Raw genomic sequence first — 25,135 nt, forward strand, 5'->3', positions numbered from 1 at the left:
TGCAAAAGGGCCTCGGAAGTGCACGCTTCCGGGGCCCTTTTCCTTGGGCTTTGGGGGCCCTTCCTCCCCATGAAAAAAGGGCGATCCCTATGGGACCGCCCTTTCCTCCTGCGATTTCCTTTATCAGAACATCGGCTTTCCTCAGAACGGCTTGACCGTACCCAGGAAGCAGATGCCGGAAATCGTTATCCAGTAGACGTAGGCCATCATCCGGCCATACATGAACTCCCGCTCGAGAGCGGCTTCCTCGGCCGGGTTGGGACCTTCGGCCAGACGACGGAAACGCACCGTCCACAGGCGCATGATCCAGCTGTCAACGGCGGAGCAAAAGTCGGCCATGGGGCGGCGTAAAACCAGGCCATCGTGTTACACGCCGGGGGGAGTGGCGTGAGGGCGTAGCCCGAGGGCCACTCCCCCCGGCATTGGCTTGCTTTTCAGGGTCTGATTTTGGCCTTGCGGGCCCGGCTGTGAGCGAGGCGATAGCTTTCGCCGTTCATCTCGAGGATGCTGACGTGATGGGTCAGGCGATCGAGGAGCGCGCCTGTGAGACGCTCGGATCCGAAGGTTTCGGTCCATTCGTCGAAGGGCAGGTTGCTGGTGATCAAGGTGGAGCCGCGTTCGTAACGCTGGGAGATCAGCTCGAACAGCAGTTCGGCGCCGGTCTTGGAGAGCGGTACGAAGCCCAGTTCGTCGATGATGAGCAGTTTGTATCCGACCATCTGCTTCTGGAAGCGCAGGAGACGCCGCTCGTCGCGCGCCTCCATCATTTCGCTGACCAGCGCCGCCGCAGTGGTGAAGCCCACCGACAGCCCTTTCTGGCATGCTGCCAGTCCGAGCCCCAACGCTACGTGCGTCTTTCCGGTGCCCGATGGCCCCAGAGCGATGGCGTTCTCACGCCGCTCGATCCACTCGCAGCGCGCCATCTCGAGCACCTGCATCTTGTTGAGCCTCGGGATGACGGTGAAGTCGAAGCTGTCGAGGCTTTTGACGGCGGGGAAGCGCGCGGCCTTGATGCGCCGCTCGACCATACGACGCTCCCTGTCGATCATCTCCATCTCGACAAGGCGGGCGAGGAAGCGGATATGATCGACGCCTTCAGCGGCACATTGCCGGGCGAGCTTGTGGTGCTCTCGCAGGCACGTAGGCAGCTTGAGTGCCTTGAGATTGTGAGCGAGAAGAAGCTCCGGGGTCTGATCGCTCATGCGGCCTCCTGCTGGTCGGAGAGCAGGCTCAGATAGGCTCTGGCAAAGGTCTTCTCGACCGTTGTGCGTGGCAGGAAGGGATAGACGTCCAGGTCCAGCCTCGGCGGTACGCGTTCGACCCGGCACAGGGCGAGGTGCTTGACGGCATCGAAGCCGATGGCGCCAAGATCAATGGCCTGTTCCACCGCCGCCTGGAGATCGGCGAGGGTGAACGTTTCCAACAGGCGCAGCACCTGTACATATTCACGCCTGCCATGCTTGTGCATGCGGCCTTCCATCAACCGCTGCAGTGTCGTGAACGCTTCGGGCAAATCCCAGCCCTGCAAAGGCGCGGCCTGGTCGAATGCGTTGATCTTCTGCTCGATCAGCGGGAGATAGTGGAGCGGGTCGAAGATAACCTCCTCGCGGGCATAACAACGAGGATGACGGGCGATGACTTCGCTGCGGCAGCCGACCACCACCTCATCGACATAGGCCCTGATCCAGACCTCCTGATGGCCCCGTGCCACCGGAACCGAATAATCGTTGGTCCTGTAGCGCACCGGGATTGCGAGGAGACCCGCCCGCTCGTCTGATCGCAGGCCTCGAAGGGTGTAGCGGGCAGAGGCTGCATGGCTGCCAGATCGCGTTGCAAGCGCTCACCGATCGTCTCGCTCTGTCCGCGCACCTTGTCCGCTGGCGCTTGCGGCATTGCTCCTCCAGCCATAGGTTGAAGGCCTCCCGTGTCGGGAACTTCGGGATCGGCACCATGAAATTGCGGCGGCAGTAACCAACCAGCCCTTCCACATTGCCTTTCTCGTTCCCTTGCCCGGGCGGGCATAGCGGTCGCGGATCACGTAATGCGACAGGAAAGCGCTGAACAGCGTGGCACGCTTACGCGTGCCGTCTGGCAGGATCTTCGCCACAAGGCAGCGATCGTTGTCATAGACGATCGAGCGCGGCACCGCGCCGAAGAACGCGAAGGCATGAACGTGTCCGTCCACCCAGGCCTCCGCCACCGCCGCCGGATAGGCCCGCACATAGCAGGCATCACTGTGCGGCAGATCGAGTGCGAAGAAGTAGGCCTTCTGCTGCACCCCGCCGATCTCCACCAGCGCTTCCCCGAAATCGGCCTGCGCATCCCCCGCCGGGTGGGCCAGCGGCACGAACATCTCCCGGCTGCGTTGCTCACGCTCGCGGATGTAATCCTTGATGATCGTATAGCCGCCGGTGAAACCATGCTCGGCGCGCAAGCGGTCGAATACCCGCTTCGCCGTATGGCGCTGTTTGCGCGGGACGCAGCGGTCCCCTTCAAGCCATCCATCAATGATCGCCACAAACCCGTCCAGCTTCGGACGCTGCGGGACAGATTGACGCCGGTAACCCGGTGGCGATGAAAACGACAGCATCTTGCGCACCGTGTCGCGCGACACATTGAAACGCTTCGCCGCCGCCCGCTGGCTCATGCCATCCGCGCAAGCCAAACGGACCTGAAGATAAAGTTCCACGCTGTAGATCCCCACACCTCCCTGACTTGGCAGAAAGGCTTCAAGGTGGACGACTTTTACGCCGCCCGCAGCAGGACTATCCCGCCGCTAGCGTGGTCGAATATTGCTCCGCCGTTCTCAGCGCTCCCTTTCCCGGCGCGCGCGGCCGAGGCCATGGCCGAGGAACCCGCTCTGGAACCCGAGTTCGAGATAGTCGATCCGCACTTCCACCTGCGCGATTTTTCCGATTCCGAAGCATCGGGCGAACGCTATCTGGCGCAGGACTTCAGGGACGACATCGCCCGTTCGGGACACCGCATCACGGGCAGTGTCTTCATCGAATGCGGGATCATGTACGATGCCGAAGGCGAGGACGCCGTGCGCTCGCTGGGGGAGACCCGATACGTCGGCGAACTCGCGCAGGCGCATCGCAAGAGCGGCCTTGCCTCGGGCATCGTTGCCAAGGTGGACCTGACCCGTACGGAAGATCTCGATGCCTTGCTCGCCCACCACGAAGAGGCTGGCAGGGGGCATCTTCGCGGCGTGCGCAACTCGATCGCGACTGCCTCGTTCCCACCACTCTCGGGTATCCACAACGATCCCAAGCTGTTGCAGGACCCGTCCCTTCGCGCGGGCATCACCCTGCTCGGACGCAAGGGGTTGGTGTTCGAGTCCTGGCTGTTCCATCCGCAGATGGACGAACTGGCGTACCTTGCGAAAGCCTGTCCGGCCACGACCATCGTGCTGGAACACCTGGGCTGCCCGCTGGGGCTCGGGCCTTATGCGGGCAAGCTCGACACGACATTTGCCGAATGGCGCCCGGCGATGGCACGCCTTGCGCAGTGTCCGAACGTGGTTGCCAAGATCGGTGGTCTCGGCCCCTTCATGGGACAGATGGCGGGACCCGAGACGTCATCGGTTTCGCTAGCACGCGACTGGAAGCCCTGGATCGAGACCGCCATCGAGCTGTTCGGCCCGCAGCGCTGCATGTTCGAGAGCAACTGGCCAGCCAACCGCCCTGCCTCAACCTACGGCCAGATCTGGAATGCCTTCAAGCTCGCCACCCGCGGACTGTCCCAAAGCGAACGGGCCGCGCTGTTTTCCAGCACGGCCCGCTCCATCTATCGTATCTGAAAGCCTCGGCGGCCTACCTGGTCGCCGAGCACGCGTACCAGCTGCCGAGCAAGGCGCGCCCTTCGGGGTGGCCCTCGGTGAAGAAGTCCGCGCGGTCGGGCTTCAGGCAGGTAGTGCCCTTGCGGTACCCTACGTGAACGTTCTCTTCCGCAAAACCGGCATCGGTAGCCACCTTCACCCAGTCGGTGCGGGCGAGCGAGGTCATGAACGGCTCGTTGTTGTAGTGGCTTTCAAAGTCGCAGCGCATCTGATCCCACAGGGCCATGTGCTCATGGCGCGGCGGCACGTCGACGTGGCACATCACGCCGCCCTTGCGCAGGAGGCGGAAGCACTCCTTGAACACGCCGCGCATGCCCTTGGCTGAAGTCTCATGCAGCACGGCCGACGAGCAGACGAGATCGAAGCTCCCGTCCTCGAAGTTGGTGTGCTCGGCGTCCTGCTGGCTGAAATGGATGGGGACGCCCATCGATTCCGCGCGGGCATGGCCGTAGCGCAGCATCGGCGCACCGACGTCGAGCGCGAAGACTTCGGCATCCGGGAAAGCCTCGGCAATCGCCAGCGTCGAGTGGCCGACCGAGCAGCCCAGGTCCAGAATGCGCATGGGCTTCAGGTCGGGATGGAAGTCCTGCACGTGGCTGGCGAGCGTGTGCCCGCGCCCGTCGTTCTTCCACCCGCCGTTGAGATTGCGCAGATAGGTCGAGGCGAAGCGGTCGTAGAGCGCGCCGGCACGGAAGTCGAAATCCGAGGTATCAACCACGTAGCTGCCGGGCATACGGTGGTGGTCGAAGGCCGCGATGTAGCGCGGAATTTCGAGCTCCGGGTTGAGGGTCAGCGAGCCCTTGGGGCTTGCCACCTGCGCACCAACCTTTTCCGACAACTCGTCGTACTGGCGGTTGATCGCGGCATCGAGGCCGTACCAGATACGGTCCTGGTAGTGCAGCGAGAGCGTCAGCCAGTACTGGTGGAGCGGATGCGCTTCCAGCTTCTGGCGGACCTGGCGGCTGCTCGTCGGAGCTGCGCCGGTTTCCTTCTCGACTTCGGGCACGATCACCTCGTCGAGGAGGCGCCGGTCGAGCGGATCGATGTTGCGGTTGGTCCACGCGCGCATGGCGAGGAAGTGATCCTCCAGCGCCTGTTCATCGTGGTTGGCCTGCGGCATCACCGCGTGGCCGAAATGTTCCTGCTTATACTGTTCCATGGCCGTCTCCCGCCGTGAGGATGTATGTTGGGGGTACGCTCAGTCGCGGGTGACCGCGTCGAGCACACCTTCGTATTCCTGCTGCTCAGCCAGCGCCTGGGGCACCAGCTTGTCGCGCCCTGCACCCAGCACGCGGTCGTAGATGCCTTCGCGGTAGCCCGCGCGGTAGGCCTTGGCGGCCGCGTCGGGCGCGAAGCTGTCGACATCGGCCGGACCGTGCAGCCCGGCTGCGGCGAGCAGGCGCTCGTTGGCATCGAGCCGGTCCTTGAGGACGACCACCTCGCCCATGAGCGAGAGGACCATGCTCGCCAGCGCATCGACCGTCTCGTTCTCGAAGACGACCGGCTGGCTGCCCTTGGAGCGGGCGATACGCTCGCGGTTCTTGCGTTCCACCATCTTGAGGGTCACTCCGTAAGTTCGAAACGGAACACGTTGCCGGTGCGGGCGACAATGTCCTTCTTGTCGAGATCGGGGCCGTGGGCCTCTTCGGTCTCGGCGTCCTTGGCCTTGAGATCGTATCCCGTCTGGCTCGAGAGCACGACCACGATATCGGTCTCGTCCTCGATGGCAAAGGGGAATTCGTGCCAGGTTCCAAGGTGCAGTGCGAAGCCCGCCGTACCGTCGAACCGGAATGCGCGCACCTTGGAGAGGTCGGGCAGTTCGCCTTCGCTCGGCGGTGCCATGACCGCGATGAAGGGCTTGCCGCCCAACGGCAGGAACGCCTGCGTGTGCTGGAAGTGGCGCTCCATGTAGCGCACTTCGGGTTCGCGGCGCGTCATCTGCGCCAGCGTCATCTCGACCGGGTGTTCGGAGGTGAAGCGCGTGGGATAGCTCATCCGCACAGCGCCCTTGTAGAAGTCCACCGAGACCGGCTCGACCGGTGCCTGTCGGCCCACGATGTCGCCAAACGCGGCCGTATTCTCCGCCGTGGCCTCCTCGACCGTCAGAGAAATGATGGTGTGTTCGTCCATTGGTAATGTCCCCCCGCCCGATGTTGTGCCCGGGCTTTGCAGGACGACACTTTGACCCCTCGGGCACCTTGGCGCGGACTGGATCGTCATCCTGTCCGGCTAGCGGACAGGATGGCGTTCAGATTGGTCACCAGAGCCCCACTGCAAGGGGGCGAATGGCGGATGCGACCTGGTTACTTGGCCATCAGGCGCGCCGGAAGCGCGTCGGTGATCCGGGCATCGAGTGCGGATTTCGCAGCCGCATCGCCCTGCCCGTAGGCTTCGAGGAATAGCCCCACGTAGCGGTTGGCAAGGTCGATCTGGGCCAGCTGCGGCGGACCGGGCTGGCTGTCATCGCAGATGATGCCACCGAAATAGTGGTTCGCGCCCTGCAGAACCAGACCGTAGCGGTTCCCGCCTTCGGCGGCCGCGTCGAACGGTGCAAGGTGGCCCTTCCACGCCTCGCTCTCGGGATCGTCGATGCTCGGAGGATTGTCGATCGTGCCGGTCTGGATAAGCGCAGGAACAGCAATCTTGCCATAGCCTTCAGCCGTCATCAGCACCGGCACGGGCGCGGGCGGCGAAAAGGCGACCACGGCCTTGGCCAGACGCGGATAGAACGGCGCCGAAATTCCCTCAGGCGCCACGCCTTGCGAACCGCCCAGCGTCGTCGCGACAAGGCCGCCGTAGGAGTGGCCTGCCGCAATGAAGGGCGTATCACCAATCGCGGCGATGAGCAGGCGCATGTCCTCGATGCGGGTTTTCCAGCTGGCTAGGCCCGGGAAGTCCTTGGTCCGCGGATGTTCGCGCGAATCCACGTGAAGCGGGGCGAGCACATGATACCCGGCTGCGATCCACGGCGCGAGAATGAGGTCATAGTGCCAGGGCGCGGAACCCGCGCCATGCGAGAAGAGGATGGTTCCGCGCACCGTACCTTCGGGCACCCACTCGCTCACCGAGACCTCACGGCCTCCCGGAGCCATGAGTGTGCGCGTGGCCCTAGCAGGCTGGTCCAGAGCCAGCACCGGCCTTGCCGCCAGCGCCGCTGCCAAAGCCAGCGATCCACCCAGGACCATACGGCGCGAATGCGCGGAACCCATCGTCATGCTTACTTGCCCGCTGCCTTCATGTATTCGATCAGCGACTTGCGGTCTTCCGGCTTGGGAAGGCCGGCAAAGACCATCGACGTGCCCGGAACAACCGTCGCGGGGCGGGTCAGCCACTTGTCGAGGGTCTTTTCATCCCAGGTCAGGTTGGCCTTCTGCATGGCGGCCGAGTACTTGAAGTTCTTTACCGAGCCCGCCTTGCGGCCGACAACACCGGCGAGGTTCGGACCGACCTTGTTGGCGCCGCCCTTGTTCACCGTGTGGCAAGCCATGCAGCGCATGAACAGCTGCTTGCCGCGCGCCGCATCGGCCGAGGCGACCGAGGGTGCGAGCATGGCCGTAGCCGCGGCGACCATGGAGAGAGTGGAGAGCGAGACGATCTTCCGCATGAAATCCTGTGTCCTTCCTTGCAGGCCTGAGCCTTGATTAACCGCTTCTCTTTAGCAGGTTCTACCTGTCTGAAAGCTGCACCAAAGTGCTGTGCCTGCGCGCTTTTCGATTAATTGTTATAAAATGTAGCCATTTACGCCACGGCGTCGGGAAAGGTTTGCACCCTTTATCCGCGCAGCGGTCAACGATGTGTTGCAAGCCAGCGCTGCGCACGCAAGCGCGCATTCACTCGAATATCCGCCCAGAACAAACCTATGTCGTGATAATGCATCACTCCGGTCCCGGGCAGCGGCTCCAGGCCGAGCCCCGGCGCGGGATAGACCACCAGCATTCCACGCTCGCAACGGGCAGCGACCACCCCCTTGCGCAAGGGCTTCATCGGACCAAAGCCGGGCGAACCGGGCACCACGCCCTTGGCCTGTGCCGAAAGGCTGGACGGCTGGCTGCGCTCAAAGGTGACCGGGTTCACGCAGACCATCTGCTGCCCGGGCTGCGCGCCGTAGATATCGGTAAAGCTCTTCTCGTAGGCCGAGACGATCGGATCAAGCTTGGTTCCCGCGAGAATGGCGTTCCACTGGACAAGGCATCCGGTCTGGTCGGCATGGTCGCACACGGGCACGGACCCGAAGCGCAGCGGCACTTCGGCCTCGGCAATGTTGATGCCCACTATGTAGGCCGCGACGAGGCGCTCCTGCAGGGGCGTTCCTGCAACCTTCTTCTCAAGAAGATCGCCCACGTGCTTGCCGCCCTGGCTGTGCCCGGCAAGAATGAACGGGCGCCCCTCCCCGATGTGCTCCAGGAACCAGTCGAAGGCGCGCTCGACGTCAGTATAGGCCAGGGCATAGGCCGCGTCGGTATGAGGGCGTGAGCGCAAGGCGTTGGCGCTCGCCGCACGGTAGCGCGGGGACCAGATTTCGCAGCACGCCGAGAACGCACTGGCCTGGCGCTGGACCACGCTCTCATCGGTCCAGCGGTTCGCCTCGGCATCGGCCGGGTCCTGGGTCCAGTCATCCTCTTGGGACAGGAAAGTCGTGGGGTGGACGTAGAACACGGCAACGCCCGGATCGGCGGTGTTTGGAGTTGCGCCTTGCGGCAGGGCTCCGGCCGGCCCCGGCCCTTCAGGTCCCGCCGACCACATGGCCGGATCGGCGTAATCGGGGGGCGTAACCGCGCCTTCGCGCACCTCGCGCGCACCTTCTTCCAGTTGCGCGGGGGTAGGAACGGGGCCCACGCCCTGTGCGAGCACGCAAGGGCTCGCGCACGCCAGCGCGGCTCCCAGCGCCGCGCGCGTCAGCCAGCCTGTGTGGATCGGTCCAGTCCTGACCATCGTTCCCCCCTTTGTCAGTGTCCGTCGAGAAAGGCGCGTAGATCGCCCGCGAAGGCTTCGTCGGCAAAGGCCAGGAAGCCGTGCCCGCACCCTTCCAGTTCGCGGTAGATCCCGCGTTCGAGCAGTCCTGCCGCCTCGCCCGTTACCGCGTTCAGGTCATCCTCGCTGTTGAGGATGAGCGCGCGGTGCGGCAGTGCCGAGAGGACCGCGATCAGATCGTAGTCGAAGACCGCGCAATAGCCCCAGTCCATACGCTCGCCCAGGCGCAGGCATTCGGCCATCGCGACCTGTCGCTGCGCGCCATCAAGGCGGCGATCGGCAAAGCTCGACTGGAAGGCATGGAGCTGTTCGGCACGTGCAAGGCTTCCATCCACGGGCGGGAACATGCCATCGATCCCGCGCAGCATGTCCTGGCGGGCCGCCTCTCCGAACGCGGGCAGGCTGCAGAATACCAGGTGCCGCACGCGGCTATCGTGCCGGGCCAGTTCGGCGGCGAGGACAGAGCCGGTGTGATGGCCCATCGCATCATAGCGGGTAAGTGCGAAGCCCTCATCTGCGGCCAGGACTTCGAGCCCTTCGGACAGCGCCGCAGCGAGTGCCTCGAGCGAAGCCGGCTCGGGCGGCGCATCGCTTTGCCCATAGCCCGGCGTATCGGGGGCGATGACCCACCGGTCCCGGCTCATCAGCGCCAGCACGGCGTCCCAGTCGCCACCGTGGCTCGGCGTCTGGTGGAAGCAGACCAGCGGCGGCGCGACCGGCACGGCTTCCGGCTCCGCAATCCGCACGTGCAGCTGCCCGAAACGGGAGGGGACGTACGCACGGCGGAGCCGGGAATGCTGCATGGCAGGGATCAGTCCTTGGCGATGCGATAGCGCGAGAAGACGATGAGGCTGACAACCTGCAGCGCCGCCGGGATCAGGCTGTAGAGCAGCAGGATGCCCGTAATCGCATGCGGGGTCTGATCAACCGCGCCGCCCTTGGAGGAGACAAAGCCGAAGGCGCTCATCACGAGGCCCGCGATGACCGGGCCCAGAGCGAAGGACAGCTTCTCGATGGCGGAGAAAAGCCCGGCGAAGACACCCTCGTTCGCAGTGCCGGCCCGGCGGCGCTGGAAGTCGATGGTGTCGGTCAGCATCGAGAGCGCCAGCATGATGAAGGCCGCGTTGCTGATCCCGATCAGCGCGCCGCGCACCAGCACGAGGAGGTGCTGCGTGCCGAGCACACCGACGCCGGGCAGCGTCATGATCTCGTCGGTGGCAGGCGCCATCCAGTACCAGGACACGGTCACCGCGGTCCACATGGCCGAGGCGAAGACATAAGTCTTCTCCTTGCCCCAGCGGCGCGAGAGCGTGAACCACAGCGGCTGCGCGGCAATGCCCGCAATCGACATCACAAGAATGAAGGCCGGAATGATCCAGACCGCCTGGAGCGCATAGAGGAAGACAAAACCGATCACGGTATAGCCCGAAGCCTGCCCGATGTTCTGGATCAGGCAGGTGAGGACCAGGACCAGGTAAGGCTTGTTGGTGCCGATCACCTTGAGCTGGCTGATGAGGCTTCCCTGTACGGAATCGTCCTCGATCATCGGCACGCGGGCAAGCCCGATGGCGGTCACCAGCATGGTCACCAGGCACACCGCGCCCAGCGTGAACGCCATGACCGTCCAGCCATGCTCGCCCCCGCCCAGCCAGTAGATCATCGGCTGCGCGACCCCGACACCGACAAGGACGCCGAAGGTCGAGAAGATCATGCGGAAGATCATGATCCGGGTGCGCTCGTGCGGGTCGGGCGAAAGCGTCGCGGCGATCGCGAGATAGGGCACCGAGAACATCGAGAATGCGGTCGATGCCAGGAAGAACAGAAGACAGGTGAGCGCCGCCGAGACCATCGGGCTTGCGCTTTCGGTCAGGGTGAAGAGCGCGACGAAGCCAAGGCTGGTCAGGATGGCGCCGCCCACCAGGAACGGCGTGCGCCCGTAGAGCTTGCGCACTCGGTCCGACCAGGCGCCGACAAGCGGGTCACAGGCGATCAGCCAGAGCTTGGGAATGAGCACGACAAGCCCGGCCAGCCAGGCCTCGACGCCGAGCATCGTGGTCATGAACAGCGGCAGCAGCACGGCGGGCGTGTCGCGGAAAACCTGCGCGCCCAGCTGGCCCGTACCATACCGCAACAGGACGGATGTGGCGACCTTGCCGCCATCCGGACCGGACGGGAGAGACACGGTCGAAGGCGGGGGCACGGCACCGCTCGGGGAGAGATCGGTCATCGAGGGGGGAAGCTCCGAATAAGTCCATGTGCCAATTGCGTTAAATCAAGGATCTTCAACGCAAGGCGTCTATGGCCGAGTGGTGTTCTCCTTTCGCCGCGTGCACGCACTGCTTTAGGGATACGCTATCCGACAGGCGGAATGAATTTCACCAGGCGACGTCTTCACCAAGAAGGTTGACGAAGCGTCCGGTGTCCACAGGGCCCAGGCTTGCAATCACGTCTAGCTGCCTGGCGACGCTTTCCTCCACACTCCAGGTCGCAGCCGGGCCGCCCAGATCGGTGCGCGTCCAGCCCGGCGCCATGGACACAAGCGTGATGCCCTCCCCGCCCAGATCAATCGACAAACCCTTCATCACCATGTTGAGGGCCGCCTTGCTCGAACGGTAGGCGTGGCTCTGGCCCATGGTGTTGGCCGTGATCGAGCCGAGGTCCGATCCCATCATCACCACCAGCGGCTGCGCGCTGCGACGCAGGTTCGCGCGCAAGGCCACGGTCAGCCGGAAGGGCGCGATGGTGTTCACCCGAAGGATCTCTTCCCAGAGCGCGTAGTCCATGCCCTCGAGCGACTGGCGCTGCGCATCACTGTTCCAGCTCCCCCCGTAAAGCCCCGCATTGTTGACGAGGACATCGACGGTCTCGTCCCCCAGTCGCTGGACGAATGCTGTAAGCGAATCCGCGTCCGCCACGTCGAGGGTTTCGATGCGGACACGCTCTGGATACTGGGACGCGAGGGCCGAGAGCGGCTCGGCCGCCTGCAGATCGCGGGCGGTTGCAATGACCCGCTGACCGGCAGCCGCCAGTTGCCGGACATATTCCAGGCCAATGCCGCGATTGGCGCCCGTAACGAGCCAGGTTCGGGTCATGCGGATAACTCCTTGGGTGCGATCAATCGGCCTTGGTGAAGCCTTCGGCCTCGATCCACCAGGCGAACTCCTCGATCCAATGGTCCTGCGTGCCCCCTGTCTTCTTCATGCCGAAACCGTGTCCACCGCGCTCGTAGCGGTGCGTCTCCGGGGTGTAGCCCGCCTCCCTGAGGGCGGCCTCCCAGGCATCGAAGCCCTGCCCCACCGCGACATCGTCCTGCGCGACCGCCATGAACATCGGCGCGAGCCGTCCGGGCGCAGGTGTGGGGGCCGGGCGCAGCCAAGGCTCATTGGGCGTGCCTTCGGGCCAGGGCAGGTTCGCGGGCGGAAGCTCGGGCAGGCGCTCCCCGAACGGAAAACCATAAATGAGCCCGGTGAAATCGGGCCGCGCGCCCTCTTGGGCCAGCGCCATCTTGCCCGCGACGTGCCCGCCCGCGGAGAAGCCGACCGCACCGATACGGTTCGGTGCGATCCCGTAGTCCTTGGCGCGCCCACGAATGAGGCGCAGAGCCTCCAGGCCATCCGCCACGCCCGGCTCGCCGCCGACACCGGGACGCATGGTCGTGTTGACGCGCGTGCGCATCGCCTCGTTGGTCTCACCCGGAGGGGTCTGGATCAGCCGGTACTTGAGGACGAAGGCCGCAATCCCATGGTCAGCCAGCCACTGCGCCACTCGCGAGCCTTCGTGGTGGATCGCCAGAAGGCGGAAACCACCGCCCGGCGCCACGATCACCGCCGCGCCCGTAGCCTTGGCCGGATCGGGCAGGAAGGCCTGGTAACTGGGCACCGTGACGTTCCAGAGGCTCTCCCCGCCGTCGCGCGCTTCTTCGGTGACCGGCTGGTCGATGAGCCCGGGCCAATCCGGGTCCACCGGTGCGCCCTGCGGCCAGATCGCTTCGGGAGCCAGCACGCGCACGCCGTCTGCCTGGAGGCCGGGCGCAGTTGCCTCCAGGCCCGTGGGGCGTACCGTTCCGGCTGCGTGCAGCGGCGTGGCCAAGGTCAGGGCCACCAGGGCCGCGCCCATGAACAGGTTCGATTTCATCTCGCGTTGCTCCCTTATTCGCCCTGGAACAGACGCGGCGCGAAGTCGGCCAGATAGCGCCGCCAGTTCACCCATTCATGCCCGCCGCCTGTTTCGTTGTAGACATGCGCGATACCGTAGCGGTCCAGCAGCGCGCGCGTCGGCGCGACGGTCTCGTGCAGGAAATCCTCGCGGCCCATGGCGTAGTAGACGAGATCCAGTTCGGCTGCATCGCGGCGCAGGGCCGCATCGTACCGGGCCGCGTAGGTATCCGCGCCATTGAACGCCGAACCTTCCATCAGACCCATCGAGAAGACCCCGATCCAGTGGAAGGTTTCCGGGTGGGTCAGACCATTGCGCAAGGTGTGCGAGCCGCCCATCGAAAGCCCCGCCATCGCGCGCGCCTGGGCCCGCGCATCGGTGCGGTAATGGGCATCGATGTAGGGAATGAGATCGCCCAGCAGATCGTTGCCGAAATCCGGATTGTCGAGCGTCATCACCCCTTCGCGCAGCGGCGTATGGCCATCGGGCATGACCACGATCATCGGCTTGGCCTTGCCTGCTGCGATGAGGTTGTCGAGGATCGTGTGGGCATGGCCAACGCTGGTCCAGCTGTCGTCGCTGTCGCCTGCGCCATGAACCAGATAGAGCACCGGGTAGGACACCGCATCCTTCATGTAGCCGGGCGGCGTGTAGACATGCGCGCGGCGCTTGATGCCCAGGGCCTGCGACCAGTATTCCAGCGTCGCGACCGTGCCGTGTGGCACCTCCTTACGCCAGGTCTGGAAGGCGCCCTCCTCACCCGTCACCTCGAAGGTCGAGTTGATACCCTTGAGCTCTTCGGAGAAGGTCTGGCCCAGCGGATCGACCGTCTTCACCCCGTCGACCTCGAAGGCAAAGCGGTAGACATCGGCCGCGACCGGCTTGGGCGTCGTTACCGACCACAGCCCCGTCGCGTCCTTCGTCATGCCCAGCCCCCTGGGCGTGCCCGGCGGGAAGCCCATGGGAATGACGTCGGCGATATCGCTGCTGGTGAGCCGCACGCCCTTTGCCTGAGGTGCGCAGAGGCGGAATGTCACCCGCTGGTCAGGGAGCTGCTCGACCGACGAATAGGGCATCGGCCCGGAATAGAAGGGCGGTGTAACGCAGGTCGTGGGGTCAAGCTTGGGCGGCTGCATCTGCGCCATCGCGAAGGTGCCCGCCAGCTGCCCCATGGCCCCGGCTGCACCTGCAAGTCCGCGCTTTGCGTGATATCCCCAAGGCCGCATCCCGGCATTCCCCCTGCTTGTGCCTGAACCCGCACGGCCGCGTGTCCAGCGGCCGACAATCCGGCCTTCGGCCTGCAGGATCGACACCAAGCCCCCTTGCACGCGAGCTTTTTCTGGCCCGTTGTCCGACTGGTGGACAGCACCTCCAAGGTCGGACGGAGCCTGCGGACGATCATGCCACCTTTGCCGCGCACATTCAGGGAGGCGAAGAAGGATGGGTTCCAGGCACAAGCGCAGACATGCACGCACGATAGCCACCGCGCTGCTGTGCGCAAGCCTTGCCGCCCCGACCCTGGGCGCCGACGCAGCTCCCACGAAGCCCTCCGAAGATCCCGTCTACCGCGAACGGCTCGAAGTCTACGTCACCGACTACAGCAAGTTCGTCTACACCCCGATGGCAGCGGTCTCAGGGGCGCCGGACTGGGCGCCCCTGCCCTCTGCGCCGGATAGTGCCATCAGCCAGGCCGCCCTGGAAAAGGCCACAACCTATGCCCGGCGCATGAACAGCACCGCGCTGATCGTATGGCACAAGGGCAAGATTGCGCTCGAATGGTACGGCGAAGACGTCACGCGCACCACGCCGCTCGTGTCCAAATCGCTCTCCAAGCCGCTTGCCGCAATAGCCGTTGGCCGCGCGATCGCGCTCGGCAAGATCACCTCGCTCGATCAGCCGATCGCCGACTTCATCCCCGAGCTGGCAGGTACGCAGAAAGGGCGGATCAAGGTGCGCCACCTGCTCGACATGCGCTCAGGCATGCAGCACCAGAGCTTCTCGCCCGATCCCGAAAGTCCGCTCAACCTCGGCTTCCTCTCGCCCGAGCACACCCGGCATATCATCGAAAGCTATCCGATGATCGCCGAGCCGGGCACGCTCTACTCCTACGCGAATGCCCCCACAGACCTTGTGGGCGAAGTCATCACACGGGCCACGGGCCGGGACTACGCCGAGTTCGTCGACACCGAAGTCCTGCGCCCCATTGGTGCGATGGGCGGTACGTTCTGGCTCAATCGGCCGGGCGGCGAGGCCCACTCGGGTTGCTGCATGATGCTACCCGCCGAGACGTTCGCGCGGCTTGGCGTGCTGCTCCTTCACGACGGGGCATGGGGCGGGCGCAAGCTACTCCCCGAAGGCTACGTGGCGCAGATGCGCACGGGCACCGCGCAGAACCCGCACTTCGGCCTCGGCGTGTGGATTGGCGCGCCCCATGTCGAACGACGCTCCTTTGGCGCGCCCGACCAGCCCGGCCCCACCGTCCTGCATTCCGAGCCCTATCTCGATCCCGACCTGTTCCTGTTCGACGGCAACGCTGACCAGATCGTCGACATAGCGCCGGGCCACGATCTTGTCGTGCTGCGCATGGGGGGCAACCCGCCGCGTCCCACAGAGGAAAACCCCGAGGAATGGGACAACAGCTATCTCGTGAACACGCTCATCCGGGGAATGTCCTCCCCCGAATGAGCGCGAGGTGATCAGGCGTCCCAGAGCGGCGCAAGCAGCGCGGCCGGGTCCGCCAGCACTTCGGGACGGCGCGCGCGCGTTGCCGCGATCCAGGCGGGCGGCATCTGCGCCCAGTCCGCGTTGTGTGCGCCGACGCCCGTCGCGGTGAGATGCCCGGGCCTGTCCCCCATGCTCATCCAGGGCCGCCACGAGCAGACATTGGTGAACGCCACCGAGACCGGCACGCGGGTCACCCCCGGGGCCTCCATCGCCGCGCGGCTTGCGTGGTAGGTGTTGCTTTCGGAATAGCGGAACGGCTTGGCGACGCCCGGCACCTGCATCGCGGTCCGCGTGCGCTCGGTCACCCAGAGGTCATCGCCGCGCAGGTCAAAGGGCAGCACTTCGTGCTCCATCGTCAAGCCGGGGATCTCCTTTTCAAGCCGCAGTTCCAACTCCGGTCCGAAACGCACCCTGGAAGGCGCATAGCCCCCCTGCGGCACCTCGACATCCTCCCCGGTATAGGGATTGCGATAGCTATCGAGCGCATCTCCGCTGACCGGATCGGTGAACCAGGCGATCTCGGCGTTGACCGCCTCGAAGCGGCCATCGGCCAACTGGCGCGAACGCGAGAAAACTGCAGATACGACCGCGAAAAGCGGGTCCATGCGATCCTCGACAACGCCATAGTAGCGCGCCGAGACCCAGCTCATGGTAAGCCTTTCGTCCAGTGCACCGCGCAGCATCATGAAGGTCCGCAAACGCCCCTTGGCGGTCTCGATATCCAGTGGCACACCGCCGTCGCCCTGCTGCGCCAGTGCCGTCTGTGACCCCAGGCTTGCGAACGCCCCCAGCGCCGTGAGCCCTGCGCCTATCGCACCGCGCCGATTCCATCCCGACATACCGTATTTCCCCATCCCGTTTTCCTGCAGGAAACATCCGGCGGACCTTCCGTGGGCGCCATGTGCGACACCATGGATATTCGCGTGTCGGACAGACCTGCGCGCCTGTGTACGCGCTCAAACCTCGCGCCAGCTTGATTGTAACAACTGTTTGGTACATAGGATCGCGCAACAGGAGGGACTGACCCTCGAACCCGGTTTGGAAAGGATGTTTGCGCGATGACCAGCTTCACGCCGCCCGTGGACGACATGCGCTTCCTGCTTACGCAGGTGCTCGATTTCGACGGCCTGATCGCCTCCCTGCCCGGCTGCGAGGATGTGTCGGCCGAATTCGCGGGCGAAGTCCTGAGCGAAGCTGCGCGCTTCGCGGCCGAAAAGCTCGCCCCGCTCAACCTTCCGGGCGACGAACAGGGCGCATCGCTCAGCGAGGGCAAGGTCACCACGCCCGAGGGTTTCCCCCAAGCCTACCGCGATTTCGTCGAGGCGGGCTGGGTCGGCCTTTCCGGAAATCCCGAGTTCGGCGGCCAGGGCCTCCCGCGCACGCTCCAGATCCTGCTTGATGAAATGGTGAGCGGCGCGAACGTCTCCTTCGGCCTGTTCCCCGGCCTGACCAGTGGAGCGGCCGAAGCGCTCGAACACCATGGCAGCGAGGAACTCAAGGCCCAATGGCTGACAGGGCTCGTCACCGGCGAGACCTGCGGCGCGATGGCGCTGACCGAAGCGAATGCGGGCACCGACCTTGGCCTCCTGCGCGCCCGCGCCGAGCCGGTCGGCGATGGCAGTTACAAGGTTACGGGCACCAAGATCTTCATTTCCTCGGGCGACCAGGACTTCGGCAACAATATCGTCCACCTGGTGCTGGCCCGCCTTCCCGATGCGCCGGCTGGCGTGAAGGGCATCTCGATGTTCCTCGTGCCCAAGTTCCTGCCTGCCGAGGACGGCGGCCTTGGCGCACGCAACACGATGTCGGTGGGCGCGCTCGAGCACAAGATGGGTATCCACGCGCAGCCGACCTGCGTGATGAACTACGACGAGGCCATCGGCTGGCTGGTGGGCGAGCCGGGACGCGGGCTCAACGCCATGTTCACGATGATGAACAACGAGCGCCTCTTCGTGGGCATCCAGGGCCTGGGCATTGCCGAGGCCGCGCACCAGAAGGCCGCGACCTATGCCCGCGAGCGCCTGCAGGGCCGCTCCTCGGACAACACCCGCGCGCCGGTGCCGATCATCGAACACGCCGACGTGCGCAAGATGCTGCTGGAAGGCCGCGCCTTCCTTGACGCAGGGCGCGCTCTGGCGGTTTGGACCGCGATGCAGATGGACATCGCCGCACGCCACCCCGATCCCGAGGTGCGCAGCCAGGCCAACGGCATGGTCCTCCTGATGACCCCCGTCATCAAGGCCGCCTTCACCGACATGGGCTTCGAGACGGCGGTCAAGGCCCAGCAGGTCTTTGGCGGGCACGGCTACATCCACGAATGGGGCATGGAACAGTTCGTGCGCGATGCGCGCATCACCCAGATCTACGAGGGCACCAACGGGGTCCAGGCCATGGACCTGGTCGGCCGCAAGCTCCCGATGGAGAACGGCGATCTGATGGCGCGCTTCCTCACCCTGGTAGAAAGCGATCTGGCCGCCGCGGACGGATCGCCATTCGCTGCGCAGCTCACCGAGGCCCTCGTCCCGCTGCGCCGGATCACGCAGGCCCTTGTCGCGCAGAAGGGCGATGTCGAGGCGCTGGGCGCCGCGGCGACCGACACCTTGCGGCTTGTCGCGCTGGTTTCGCTGGGCTGGATGTGGGTGCGCATGGTCACGGCCTGCGAGGGCGAGGACAGCGCCCTTGCGCGCAAGAAGCGCGCCGTTGCCGGCTACTTCTTCGCGCGCGTGCTTCCCCAGGTCCACGCGCTTGCCGCGCAAGTCGAGGCGGGGCCCGAAACCATCATGGGCATGGACGCCGAGCTGTTCTGAGCGCTAGAGGGAGGCGCACCGTCGCCTCCCCTTTCCCGCCTGCCCAAGGACAGCCATGACCGCCGCTTCCCGTCACGACCAGATCGACCGCCTGCTCTCCATCATGGCCACCTTGCGCGATCCGGTGAACGGGTGCGAATGGGACCGCGCGCAGGACTTCGCCTCGATCGCGCCCTACACCATCGAGGAGGCCTACGAGGTCGCCGACGCCATCGAGCGCGCGGACCTTCCTGCGCTTCGCGAGGAACTGGGCGACCTGCTTCTCCAGGTGGTCTTTCACGCGCGCATGGCTGAGGAACAGGACGCCTTCGCCTTTGCCGATGTCGCTGCCGCAATCTCGGACAAGCTGGAAGCGCGCCACCCGCACATCTTCGGTGAGGGTGATACGGAAACCGGCCAGACCGAGCGCTGGGAAAAGCTGAAGGCGCAAGAGCGCGCCGCCAAGGGCGAGACGAGTGCGGTCGATGGGGTCGCGGGTGCTCTCCCCGCGCTCATGCGCGCGGAAAAGCTGCAGAAGCGCGCCGCGCGCGTCGGCTTTGACTGGCCCGATCCGAGCGGGGCGGAAGACAAGGTCCGCGAGGAACTCGTCGAACTCGCCGAAGCATCGGATGCGGAAAAGCTGGAGGAAGCCGGCGACCTGCTGTTCGCCGCCGTCAACCTGGTGCGCCTCAACGGGATCGCGCCCGAAGACGCGCTTCGCGCCGCGAACGCCAAGTTCGAACGGCGCTTCCGAGGGATGGAAGCCCTCGCCAGCCAGCGAGACGAGGTCTTTGCCGAACTCGATCTCGACGCGCAGGAAGCGCTCTGGCAGGCGGTAAAGGCGTCAGAGCGCGCGAAAACGGCCTAGTTCACGCTCGGCCAGGCGCACTTCGATGCGGATGCGGGGACCATTTTCGTCCTCGCCATCCGCAACTTCGGAGAGCACCTCGCCCCGCGCGTGCAGGAACGCGAGCCGCTGCCCATCGGCTGCGGGCAGCACGAAGGTATAGACCTTGGCATCGGCGTTGAGGCCATGGCCAACAACATCGAGCAGGTGCTCGCAGCCCTCGCCGGTGACCGCCGAGAGCGGAATGATAGTCTCGTCCGAACGGTAGTCGATGACCTCGCGCAGTTCCTCTGCACGCTCGGGGCTGAGCAGGTCCCACTTGTTCCAGACCTCGATGATCGGGATCGTGGGTTCCTCGCCCGGCTCCTCCTCGTCGTCCTCGCGCGGAATGACGCCCAGGTCCAAAAGGACCGAGAGCACCTGGCGCTTCTGCGATTCGGTGTCGGGGTTGGCAATGTCGCGCACGTGCAGGATGACATCGGCTGCCGTCACTTCCTCCAGCGTGGCGCGGAAGGCCGCGACGAGCTGGGTCGGCAGGTCCGAGATGAAGCCCACGGTGTCCGACAGGATCGCCTTTTGCACGCCCGGCAGGCGCACCGCGCGCATCGTCGGATCGAGCGTGGCGAACAGGAGATCCTCCGCCATCACGTCCGCGCCCGTCACGCGGTTGAACAGCGTCGACTTGCCCGCGTTGGTGTAGCCCACCAGCGCGACGATCGGCCAGGGCGCCTTCTCGCGCCGGTCACGGTGCAGGCCGCGCGTGCGGCGCACCTGCTCCAGTTCGCGGCGCAGGCGTCCCATGCGGTCGCGGATCATCCGGCGGTCGGCCTCGATCTGGGTCTCGCCGGGGCCGCCGAGGAAGCCGAAGCCACCACGCTGACGTTCCAGGTGGGTCCAGCTGCGCACCAGGCGTCCGGCCTGGTAATCGAGGTGGGCCAGTTCGACCTGCAGGCGCCCTTCGGCGGTCGCCGCGCGCTCGCCGAAGATCTCGAGGATCAGGCCAGTGCGGTCGATGACCTTGCGCTTGAGCTTTTCTTCCAGGTTACGCTGCTGGATGGCGGTGAGCGATCCGTCCACCACCACCAGCTCAGCCTCGTGCAGGTTGCAGGCGACCGAGATGTTCTCGATCTGCCCTTCACCAAAGAGCGTGCCCGCGCGCGGCTCGCGGATCGGGATGATCTGGCCATCCGCGATCACGAGGCCGATCGCGAGTGCGAGCCCCTTGGCTTCCTCGAGGCGGGCTTCCGGGTCCAGATCGGCGCTGCCCCGGTTGCCGCGCATGTGCGGATATACGACGAGGGCACGCGCGCCGCGCGTGACCTCTCCTTTCAGTTCGTCGTCCAAGCTGGAATCAGTCTTCCGCTTCTTCGTGGCTCTGCAGGTCCACCGGGGTCACCGGCTGGATCGTCGAGACCGCATGCTTGTAGGCAAGCTGCACATAGCCTTCGCGTTCGAGCAGCATGCAGAACAGGTCATAGGCCGCGACCCGGCCCTGGAGCATGACGCCGTTGATCAGGAACATAGTCACCTGCACGCCGGCGCTGCGGATGCTGGAGAGGAAGACGTCCTGAAGCGCGCGGGTCTTCTTGGAACCCTCGCCGCTGTTGAACTGGGCCGCATCGACGGGCGTCGAGGGCATGATCGTCGAAATGGCGTGCTTGTAGACCAGCTGCGACTGCCCATCGCGGCGCAGCAGGATCGAGAAGTTGTCGAACCAGGTGACGATGCCCTGCAGCTTGACGCCCTTGACCAGGAACATGGTCACGGGGGTCTTGTTCTTGCGCAGGAGGTTGAGGAACTGATCCTGAAGGTTCTGGCCCTTACCGGATGCAGGTGCCGATTGCGCCGGAGCTGCCGCGGGCTTGGTGTCCGCAGGCTCCGTGGTGGCGCTCGCTCTCGGCCGCGCGGAAAGCGTTCGACCAGCCATTGTATTCTCCTTCTTTTTGGCGGCCGCTGATGCGGTCCGCGATCTGGCATGCCCATCCCGGATCATGCCGTAAGCGAATCGAAATTACCCGCTTGCTGCAATGCAGTAAATCCGAAAGTTATGTCGTTTGCCTTACGCGTGTCTCACCCCTCGCCTTCACCGGGGGTTTCCTCCTCCTTGCGCTCGGACATGCCAAGCAGCTTGAGCTTGCGGTGCAGCGCCGAGCGCTCCATGCCGATGAACGAAGCCGTCTTCGAGATATTCCCGGAAAACCGCCGGATCTGGACGCGCAGGTACTCGCGCTCGAAGCTCTCGCGCGCCTCGCGAAGCGGTGCGCTCATCATCACCGCAACGCCGCCATCGCCGCCGCCCCGGGCGTTGAAGATTTCCGGGGGCAACATGTCGGGCTCGATCCGGTCCAGCTTCTCGCGCGGGGCCATGATGACCGTACGCTCGACCACGTTGCGCAGCTGGCGCACGTTGCCCGGCCACTCGTAGGCCTGGAGCGCGGTCATGGCCTCGGGCGAGACCTGCGGCGGCGCGACGCCCTGCTCGTTGGCATAGCGTGCGAAGAAGTGGTCGACGAGCGCGGGAATGTCGTCACGCCGTTCGCGCAGCGCCGGGATGGCCACGGGCACGACGTTGAGGCGGTAGAACAGGTCCTCGCGGAAGCGCCGCTCGGAAATCTCCTTCTCAAGGTCGCGCGAGGTCGAGGAGACAACGCGCACGTCAACGCGGATCTGGCGGGTACCCCCCACGCGCACGAAGGCCTGATCGGTCAGCACGCGCAGGATCCGTGCCTGGGTCGACAGCGGCATGTCCGCCACTTCATCGAGGTAGAGCGTGCCGCCATCGGCAGTTTCGAGAAGGCCGGGGCGCACCAGCGCGCCTTCGGCTTCCTCCCCGAACAGCTCCTGCTCGAAGCGCTCGGGCGTGATGCGCGCCGAGTTGACGCTGACGAAGGCCTTGTCCGCACGCGGGCTCCAGGCGTGGAGAAGCCGTGCGGCCACTTCCTTGCCCGAACCGGCGGGCCCCGTGATGAGCAGGCGGCTGCCGGTGTTGGCCACGCGCTTCAGGGTCGCGCGCACCTGGTTGATCGAGGCGCTCGAGCCGGTGAACTCCTCCCCGGTCGAGAAATCCTGGCGCAGCTGCGCGTTCTCACGGCGCAGGCGCTCGGTTTCGGTCGCCTTGCCGACGAGGTGGATCAGCCGCTCGGCTTCGAAGGGCTTTTCGATGAAATCGACCGCACCGCGCCCGATGGCCGCCACCGCCGTGTCGATGTTGCCGTGACCCGAGAAGATGATGACCGGCAGTTCGGGCTCGCGCGCCTTGATCGCGTCGAGCACCTCGAGCCCGTCAAGCCGGCTTCCGTGCAGCCACACGTCAAGGAGCACCAGCGAGGGACGGCGCTTGTCGATTTCCTCAAGCGCCTGGGTGCTGTCGCCCGCCGTGCGGCAATCGTACCCCTCGTCGCTCAGAACCCCGGCCACGAGCTCACGAATATCACGCTCGTCGTCAACAATCAGGATTTCCAGTGCCATGGCCCAATCTTCTTCTTGTTTCTCGTGTCGTTCCTAGCAAGCGCGAAGCGCCTGTGTTCCCGCATGGCCGCCCTCATTCGGCGGCCTCCTGCTTGCGCTGGCGCAGCAGCGGGTCCGCTGCGAAGCGCATTGTCACCACGGTCCCGCCGCCTTCCGCGGGGGTAAAGGTCATGTCACCGCCATGTTCCTCGACGATCTTGTTGACGATCGCGAGGCCAAGGCCAGTGCCCTTTTCACGAGTGGTGACGTAAGGTTCGATGATCCGTTCACGCGCCTGGGAAAGGCCGATGCCGTTGTCAGCGATGCGCACCTGGATGCAGTCCTCGCTGGCGGTGATGTCCACCGCGATCCGCCCCTTGTAGTCCTCCCCGGCATCCCGCGCCTTGGTCTCGGTGGCCTCGACCGCGTTCTTGAGGACGTTGGTCATGGCCTGGCCGAACTGGTGGCGGTCGCAATCGATGGTGCCGATCTCGTCTCCGGCCGCGAAAGTGAAATCCACATCGGGACGGGCGACTTCCTGAAGGAACAGGGCCTGGCGGGTGAGCGCCACGGGGTCTTCTGCACGGAACACGGGCTTGGGCAGCCGGGCGAACGAGGAGAACTCGTCGACCATGCGGCGCAGGTCCCCGACCTGCCGGATGATCGTGGCGGTGAGGTCCTCGAAAAGCTCCGGGTTGTCGGTGATCTGCTTGCGGTAGCGACGGCTGAGACGCTCGGTCGCCAGCTGGATCGGCGTGAGCGGGTTCTTGATCTCGTGCGCAATACGGCGCGCGACGTCCGACCAGGCCGCGGTACGCTGGTCGACCAGCTGGCGGGTGATGTCCTCGAAAGTGATGACGTGGCCGGTCGCATCGCGGCTCGTCTTCACGGCGAGGGTCAGGAGTTCGCCACCCCGGCTGTATTGGACGATGCCGCTGCGGTCATCGCTCTCGATCATGGTTGCAATGGCCGGGGCCAGCTCGGCAATCGGCATGCCCTCGGGCACGTCGTCCTGGTTGGTGAGCTTGAGCGCGGAGCTGTTCATCAGGAGGATGCAGCCCTTCTCGTCGAGCGAGATGATGCCCGAGGTCACCGATTCCAGAACGGCCTCGATGAACAGACGCCGCTCGTGAAGCTGGCGGTTGGCGCCCAGAAGCGCCTGCGTCTGCTTGTCGATCTGCGCGGTCATGCGGTTGAAGGCGCGGTTGAGAAGGCCGATCTCGTCGGTGCCGGTGCGCCCCTCCAGTTGCAGCGAGTAGTTGCCCGCCCCCACGCGGCGCGCCGCCTCCACCAGTTCGTAGAGAGGTTGCACCTGCCGGTCTGCAAAGCGCAGCGCGAACCAGACCGAGAGCCCGACCAGCGCCAGAGAACCGACGAACAGCGCGACGTTGAACTGCAACTGCATGATCCGCGCACGGCTGGTCAGGACCTCGTAGGCCTGCACGATATTCTCGGCGCGCTGCCCCTGACTGAGGGAAACAAGGTCATTGGTGCGCGCGACCAGGAGGTAGACACCCGACTGGCGCTCGATCGGTGCGCCCGCAACGATGCGGTTGTTCTTCGATTCCGCGACATAGGGTTCGCCCTTGTCGAGGCGTTCGAGCATTTCCTTGCTCAGACGGTTGTTCTCGGACTTGTTGTCCGGATCAACGATGATCGGGGTGCGCTGCTCCCCATTGGAGTCGATCTGGATGACCGCCGCAACCGACAGATTGCGGAGCAGGACCTGCTCGGCAAGGAAACGCTGGAAAGTCGGACTGACGACAGGATGGCTTTCGAGGGTGACACGCGAATCCTGCGCCATCGCCGCAGACTCGTAACCCACGTCACGCACCGTCTGTTCGTAGTAGCCCCGTGCCAGCTTGTTCGCGTTTTCGAGGAGACCGCGCGAGTTGTCGGAAAACCAGAACTCGACACCCGACTGGAACAGCCACGAGGCGAAGACCACCACCAGCAGCGTCGGAATTGCCGAAATGAGCGAGAAAATGAACACCAGACGCACGTGCATCTGCCCGGTGCCGCCGATACTCTCCGCCGCGCGTTGCAGGGCTATGTAGCGCCCGAGAAGCACGATCAGCGCCATCGCGGGCACCAGCATGCCGACCAGGAGCGTCGCTGTGAGATTGGAGGGAATGGGCCGTGCCGCGTCCCACCCTGAATTGAGGCTGATCCAGGTGATCGAACTCATGACCACGAAGGCGACCACGCACAGCGCGGCGATCACCGCGAAGATGTTGGCCCGGCGCGCGGCAATCTGGAAGCGCCTCCACCACCGGGGCCAGTTTCGTCGTGTCGCGGGTACTGCACTCATCGTTGCACCTATACAACACCCCTGTTGCGCCAGCGCAAGTTCCAAATCTGCGT

Annotated in this window: 24 protein-coding genes; 4 read left to right on the forward strand and 20 right to left on the reverse strand. The window is 65.2% G+C overall.

The features are described from left to right. Positions 1-141: 141 nt before the first annotated feature. The 4 genes from HT578_RS02135 to istA form a co-directional block, all read right to left on the reverse strand. A complete protein-coding gene (locus HT578_RS02135) occupies positions 142-339 on the reverse strand; it encodes a hypothetical protein (protein ID WP_213501925.1) in 198 nt (65 codons plus the stop codon). A gap of 95 nt (positions 340-434) precedes the next feature. Continuing rightward, the gene (gene istB / locus HT578_RS02140) at positions 435-1,202 is read right to left on the reverse strand and encodes an IS21-like element helper ATPase IstB (RefSeq protein ID WP_213500153.1); all 768 of its coding nucleotides are present in this window, start codon (positions 1,200-1,202) and stop codon (positions 435-437) included. After that, complete coding sequence (locus HT578_RS22350; protein ID WP_422394366.1) at positions 1,199-1,744, reverse strand: Mu transposase domain-containing protein; 546 nt, start codon at positions 1,742-1,744, stop codon at positions 1,199-1,201. The genes istB and HT578_RS22350 overlap by 4 nt, the downstream gene beginning before the upstream one ends. A 96-nt stretch (positions 1,745-1,840) precedes the next feature. After that, on the reverse strand, positions 1,841-2,704 hold the full coding sequence (istA, locus tag HT578_RS22355; RefSeq protein ID WP_277884187.1) for an IS21 family transposase: 864 nt from the start codon (positions 2,702-2,704) through the stop codon (positions 1,841-1,843). 30 nt (positions 2,705-2,734) lie between these two features. On the opposite strand from istA, the gene HT578_RS02150 reads away from it, so the two are divergent. Then, entirely contained in the window at positions 2,735-3,802 is a 1,068-nt protein-coding gene (locus HT578_RS02150) for an amidohydrolase family protein (protein ID WP_213501927.1), read from the forward strand. A 13-nt stretch (positions 3,803-3,815) separates the two neighbouring features. On the opposite strand, the gene HT578_RS02155 is transcribed toward HT578_RS02150, so the two are convergent. The 11 genes from HT578_RS02155 to HT578_RS02205 all read right to left on the reverse strand — a co-directional run bounded on the left by HT578_RS02155 (position 3,816) and on the right by HT578_RS02205 (position 14,139). Further along, complete coding sequence (locus tag HT578_RS02155; RefSeq protein ID WP_213501930.1) at positions 3,816-5,000, reverse strand: class I SAM-dependent methyltransferase; 1,185 nt, start codon at positions 4,998-5,000, stop codon at positions 3,816-3,818. 39 nt (positions 5,001-5,039) lie between these two features. Next, positions 5,040-5,396: a hypothetical protein gene (locus HT578_RS02160; RefSeq protein ID WP_039395444.1), complete on the reverse strand. Its 357-nt coding sequence runs from the start codon at positions 5,394-5,396 to the stop codon at positions 5,040-5,042. An 8-nt stretch (positions 5,397-5,404) separates the two neighbouring features. Then, a complete protein-coding gene (locus HT578_RS02165; protein WP_213501932.1) occupies positions 5,405-5,971 on the reverse strand; it encodes an ureidoglycolate lyase in 567 nt (188 codons plus the stop codon). A gap of 173 nt (positions 5,972-6,144) precedes the next feature. Then, positions 6,145-7,056: an alpha/beta hydrolase family protein gene (locus HT578_RS02170; RefSeq protein WP_239026444.1), complete on the reverse strand. Its 912-nt coding sequence runs from the start codon at positions 7,054-7,056 to the stop codon at positions 6,145-6,147. Between the two features lie 2 nt (positions 7,057-7,058). Further along, positions 7,059-7,445: a c-type cytochrome gene (locus tag HT578_RS02175; RefSeq protein WP_213501933.1), complete on the reverse strand. Its 387-nt coding sequence runs from the start codon at positions 7,443-7,445 to the stop codon at positions 7,059-7,061. 182 nt (positions 7,446-7,627) lie between these two features. Beyond that, positions 7,628-8,773 (reverse strand): DUF3089 domain-containing protein, encoded by a 1,146-nt coding sequence (locus tag HT578_RS02180; RefSeq protein ID WP_213501935.1) that lies wholly within the window; start codon positions 8,771-8,773, stop codon positions 7,628-7,630. Between the two features lie 14 nt (positions 8,774-8,787). Beyond that, positions 8,788-9,615: an alpha/beta fold hydrolase gene (locus HT578_RS02185; protein ID WP_213501938.1), complete on the reverse strand. Its 828-nt coding sequence runs from the start codon at positions 9,613-9,615 to the stop codon at positions 8,788-8,790. Positions 9,616-9,623: 8 nt separating this feature from the next. Continuing rightward, on the reverse strand, positions 9,624-11,039 hold the full coding sequence (locus HT578_RS02190; protein WP_213501940.1) for an MFS transporter: 1,416 nt from the start codon (positions 11,037-11,039) through the stop codon (positions 9,624-9,626). Between the two features lie 148 nt (positions 11,040-11,187). Then, entirely contained in the window at positions 11,188-11,904 is a 717-nt protein-coding gene (locus tag HT578_RS02195) for an SDR family oxidoreductase (protein WP_213501943.1), read from the reverse strand. Positions 11,905-11,926: 22 nt separating this feature from the next. Continuing rightward, a complete protein-coding gene (locus HT578_RS02200) occupies positions 11,927-12,946 on the reverse strand; it encodes an alpha/beta hydrolase (RefSeq protein WP_213501945.1) in 1,020 nt (339 codons plus the stop codon). Between the two features lie 14 nt (positions 12,947-12,960). Further along, positions 12,961-14,139, reverse strand: coding sequence for an alpha/beta hydrolase-fold protein (locus HT578_RS02205; RefSeq protein ID WP_239026445.1), 1,179 nt, complete (start codon positions 14,137-14,139; stop codon positions 12,961-12,963). 268 nt (positions 14,140-14,407) lie between these two features. Here HT578_RS02205 and HT578_RS02210 point away from each other — a divergent pair, with 268 nt between their 5' ends. Next, positions 14,408-15,652: a serine hydrolase domain-containing protein gene (locus tag HT578_RS02210; protein ID WP_213501949.1), complete on the forward strand. Its 1,245-nt coding sequence runs from the start codon at positions 14,408-14,410 to the stop codon at positions 15,650-15,652. Positions 15,653-15,663: 11 nt separating this feature from the next. On the opposite strand, the gene HT578_RS02215 is transcribed toward HT578_RS02210, so the two are convergent. Beyond that, positions 15,664-16,545 (reverse strand): DUF1838 family protein, encoded by an 882-nt coding sequence (locus HT578_RS02215; protein ID WP_213501951.1) that lies wholly within the window; start codon positions 16,543-16,545, stop codon positions 15,664-15,666. A gap of 204 nt (positions 16,546-16,749) precedes the next feature. Here HT578_RS02215 and HT578_RS02220 point away from each other — a divergent pair, with 204 nt between their 5' ends. After that, positions 16,750-18,498 (forward strand): acyl-CoA dehydrogenase C-terminal domain-containing protein, encoded by a 1,749-nt coding sequence (locus HT578_RS02220; RefSeq protein WP_213501953.1) that lies wholly within the window; start codon positions 16,750-16,752, stop codon positions 18,496-18,498. 55 nt (positions 18,499-18,553) lie between these two features. Then, positions 18,554-19,345, forward strand: coding sequence for a nucleoside triphosphate pyrophosphohydrolase (mazG, locus tag HT578_RS02225; protein ID WP_213501957.1), 792 nt, complete (start codon positions 18,554-18,556; stop codon positions 19,343-19,345). Here the strand turns inward: mazG and hflX are convergent. The 4 genes from hflX to HT578_RS02245 all read right to left on the reverse strand — a co-directional run bounded on the left by hflX (position 19,322) and on the right by HT578_RS02245 (position 25,082). After that, the gene (gene hflX / locus HT578_RS02230; protein ID WP_213501959.1) at positions 19,322-20,668 is read right to left on the reverse strand and encodes a GTPase HflX; all 1,347 of its coding nucleotides are present in this window, start codon (positions 20,666-20,668) and stop codon (positions 19,322-19,324) included. The two genes, mazG and hflX, sit on opposite strands and share 24 nt — an antisense overlap. A gap of 7 nt (positions 20,669-20,675) precedes the next feature. Next, on the reverse strand, positions 20,676-21,251 hold the full coding sequence (gene hfq, locus HT578_RS02235) for an RNA chaperone Hfq (RefSeq protein ID WP_213501961.1): 576 nt from the start codon (positions 21,249-21,251) through the stop codon (positions 20,676-20,678). A 143-nt stretch (positions 21,252-21,394) separates the two neighbouring features. Next, on the reverse strand, positions 21,395-22,792 hold the full coding sequence (gene ntrX, locus HT578_RS02240) for a nitrogen assimilation response regulator NtrX (protein ID WP_039393472.1): 1,398 nt from the start codon (positions 22,790-22,792) through the stop codon (positions 21,395-21,397). A 73-nt stretch (positions 22,793-22,865) separates the two neighbouring features. Next, entirely contained in the window at positions 22,866-25,082 is a 2,217-nt protein-coding gene (locus HT578_RS02245) for a sensor histidine kinase (RefSeq protein WP_213501963.1), read from the reverse strand. Positions 25,083-25,135 lie beyond the last annotated feature (53 nt).

Origin of the sequence: Novosphingobium decolorationis, assembly GCF_018417475.1 — a bacterium.
GTDB classification, from domain to species: Bacteria; Pseudomonadota; Alphaproteobacteria; order Sphingomonadales; family Sphingomonadaceae; genus Novosphingobium; species Novosphingobium decolorationis.

What these genes read in the sequence shown, in the direction of transcription:
- ntrX (WP_039393472.1), bottom strand. Translation starts at nt 22,792, where the DNA reads ATGGCACTGGAAATCCTGATTGTTGACGACGAGCGTGATATTCGTGAG.
- mazG (WP_213501957.1), top strand. Translation starts at nt 18,554, where the DNA reads ATGACCGCCGCTTCCCGTCACGACCAGATCGACCGCCTGCTCTCCATC.
- istB (WP_213500153.1), bottom strand. Translation starts at nt 1,202, where the DNA reads ATGAGCGATCAGACCCCGGAGCTTCTTCTCGCTCACAATCTCAAGGCA.
- HT578_RS02160 (WP_039395444.1), bottom strand. Translation starts at nt 5,396, where the DNA reads ATGGTGGAACGCAAGAACCGCGAGCGTATCGCCCGCTCCAAGGGCAGC.
- HT578_RS02195 (WP_213501943.1), bottom strand. Translation starts at nt 11,904, where the DNA reads ATGACCCGAACCTGGCTCGTTACGGGCGCCAATCGCGGCATTGGCCTG.
- HT578_RS02205 (WP_239026445.1), bottom strand. Translation starts at nt 14,139, where the DNA reads ATGGGGCAGCTGGCGGGCACCTTCGCGATGGCGCAGATGCAGCCGCCC.
- HT578_RS02190 (WP_213501940.1), bottom strand. Translation starts at nt 11,039, where the DNA reads ATGACCGATCTCTCCCCGAGCGGTGCCGTGCCCCCGCCTTCGACCGTG.
- HT578_RS02165 (WP_213501932.1), bottom strand. Translation starts at nt 5,971, where the DNA reads ATGGACGAACACACCATCATTTCTCTGACGGTCGAGGAGGCCACGGCG.
- HT578_RS02200 (WP_213501945.1), bottom strand. Translation starts at nt 12,946, where the DNA reads ATGAAATCGAACCTGTTCATGGGCGCGGCCCTGGTGGCCCTGACCTTG.
- HT578_RS02135 (WP_213501925.1), bottom strand. Translation starts at nt 339, where the DNA reads ATGGCCGACTTTTGCTCCGCCGTTGACAGCTGGATCATGCGCCTGTGG.
- HT578_RS02185 (WP_213501938.1), bottom strand. Translation starts at nt 9,615, where the DNA reads ATGCAGCATTCCCGGCTCCGCCGTGCGTACGTCCCCTCCCGTTTCGGG.
- HT578_RS02180 (WP_213501935.1), bottom strand. Translation starts at nt 8,773, where the DNA reads ATGGTCAGGACTGGACCGATCCACACAGGCTGGCTGACGCGCGCGGCG.
- HT578_RS02210 (WP_213501949.1), top strand. Translation starts at nt 14,408, where the DNA reads ATGGGTTCCAGGCACAAGCGCAGACATGCACGCACGATAGCCACCGCG.
- HT578_RS02215 (WP_213501951.1), bottom strand. Translation starts at nt 16,545, where the DNA reads ATGGGGAAATACGGTATGTCGGGATGGAATCGGCGCGGTGCGATAGGC.
- HT578_RS02155 (WP_213501930.1), bottom strand. Translation starts at nt 5,000, where the DNA reads ATGGAACAGTATAAGCAGGAACATTTCGGCCACGCGGTGATGCCGCAG.
- HT578_RS02175 (WP_213501933.1), bottom strand. Translation starts at nt 7,445, where the DNA reads ATGCGGAAGATCGTCTCGCTCTCCACTCTCTCCATGGTCGCCGCGGCT.
- HT578_RS02220 (WP_213501953.1), top strand. Translation starts at nt 16,750, where the DNA reads ATGACCAGCTTCACGCCGCCCGTGGACGACATGCGCTTCCTGCTTACG.
- HT578_RS02245 (WP_213501963.1), bottom strand. Translation starts at nt 25,082, where the DNA reads ATGAGTGCAGTACCCGCGACACGACGAAACTGGCCCCGGTGGTGGAGG.
- hfq (WP_213501961.1), bottom strand. Translation starts at nt 21,251, where the DNA reads ATGGCTGGTCGAACGCTTTCCGCGCGGCCGAGAGCGAGCGCCACCACG.
- HT578_RS02170 (WP_239026444.1), bottom strand. Translation starts at nt 7,056, where the DNA reads ATGACGATGGGTTCCGCGCATTCGCGCCGTATGGTCCTGGGTGGATCG.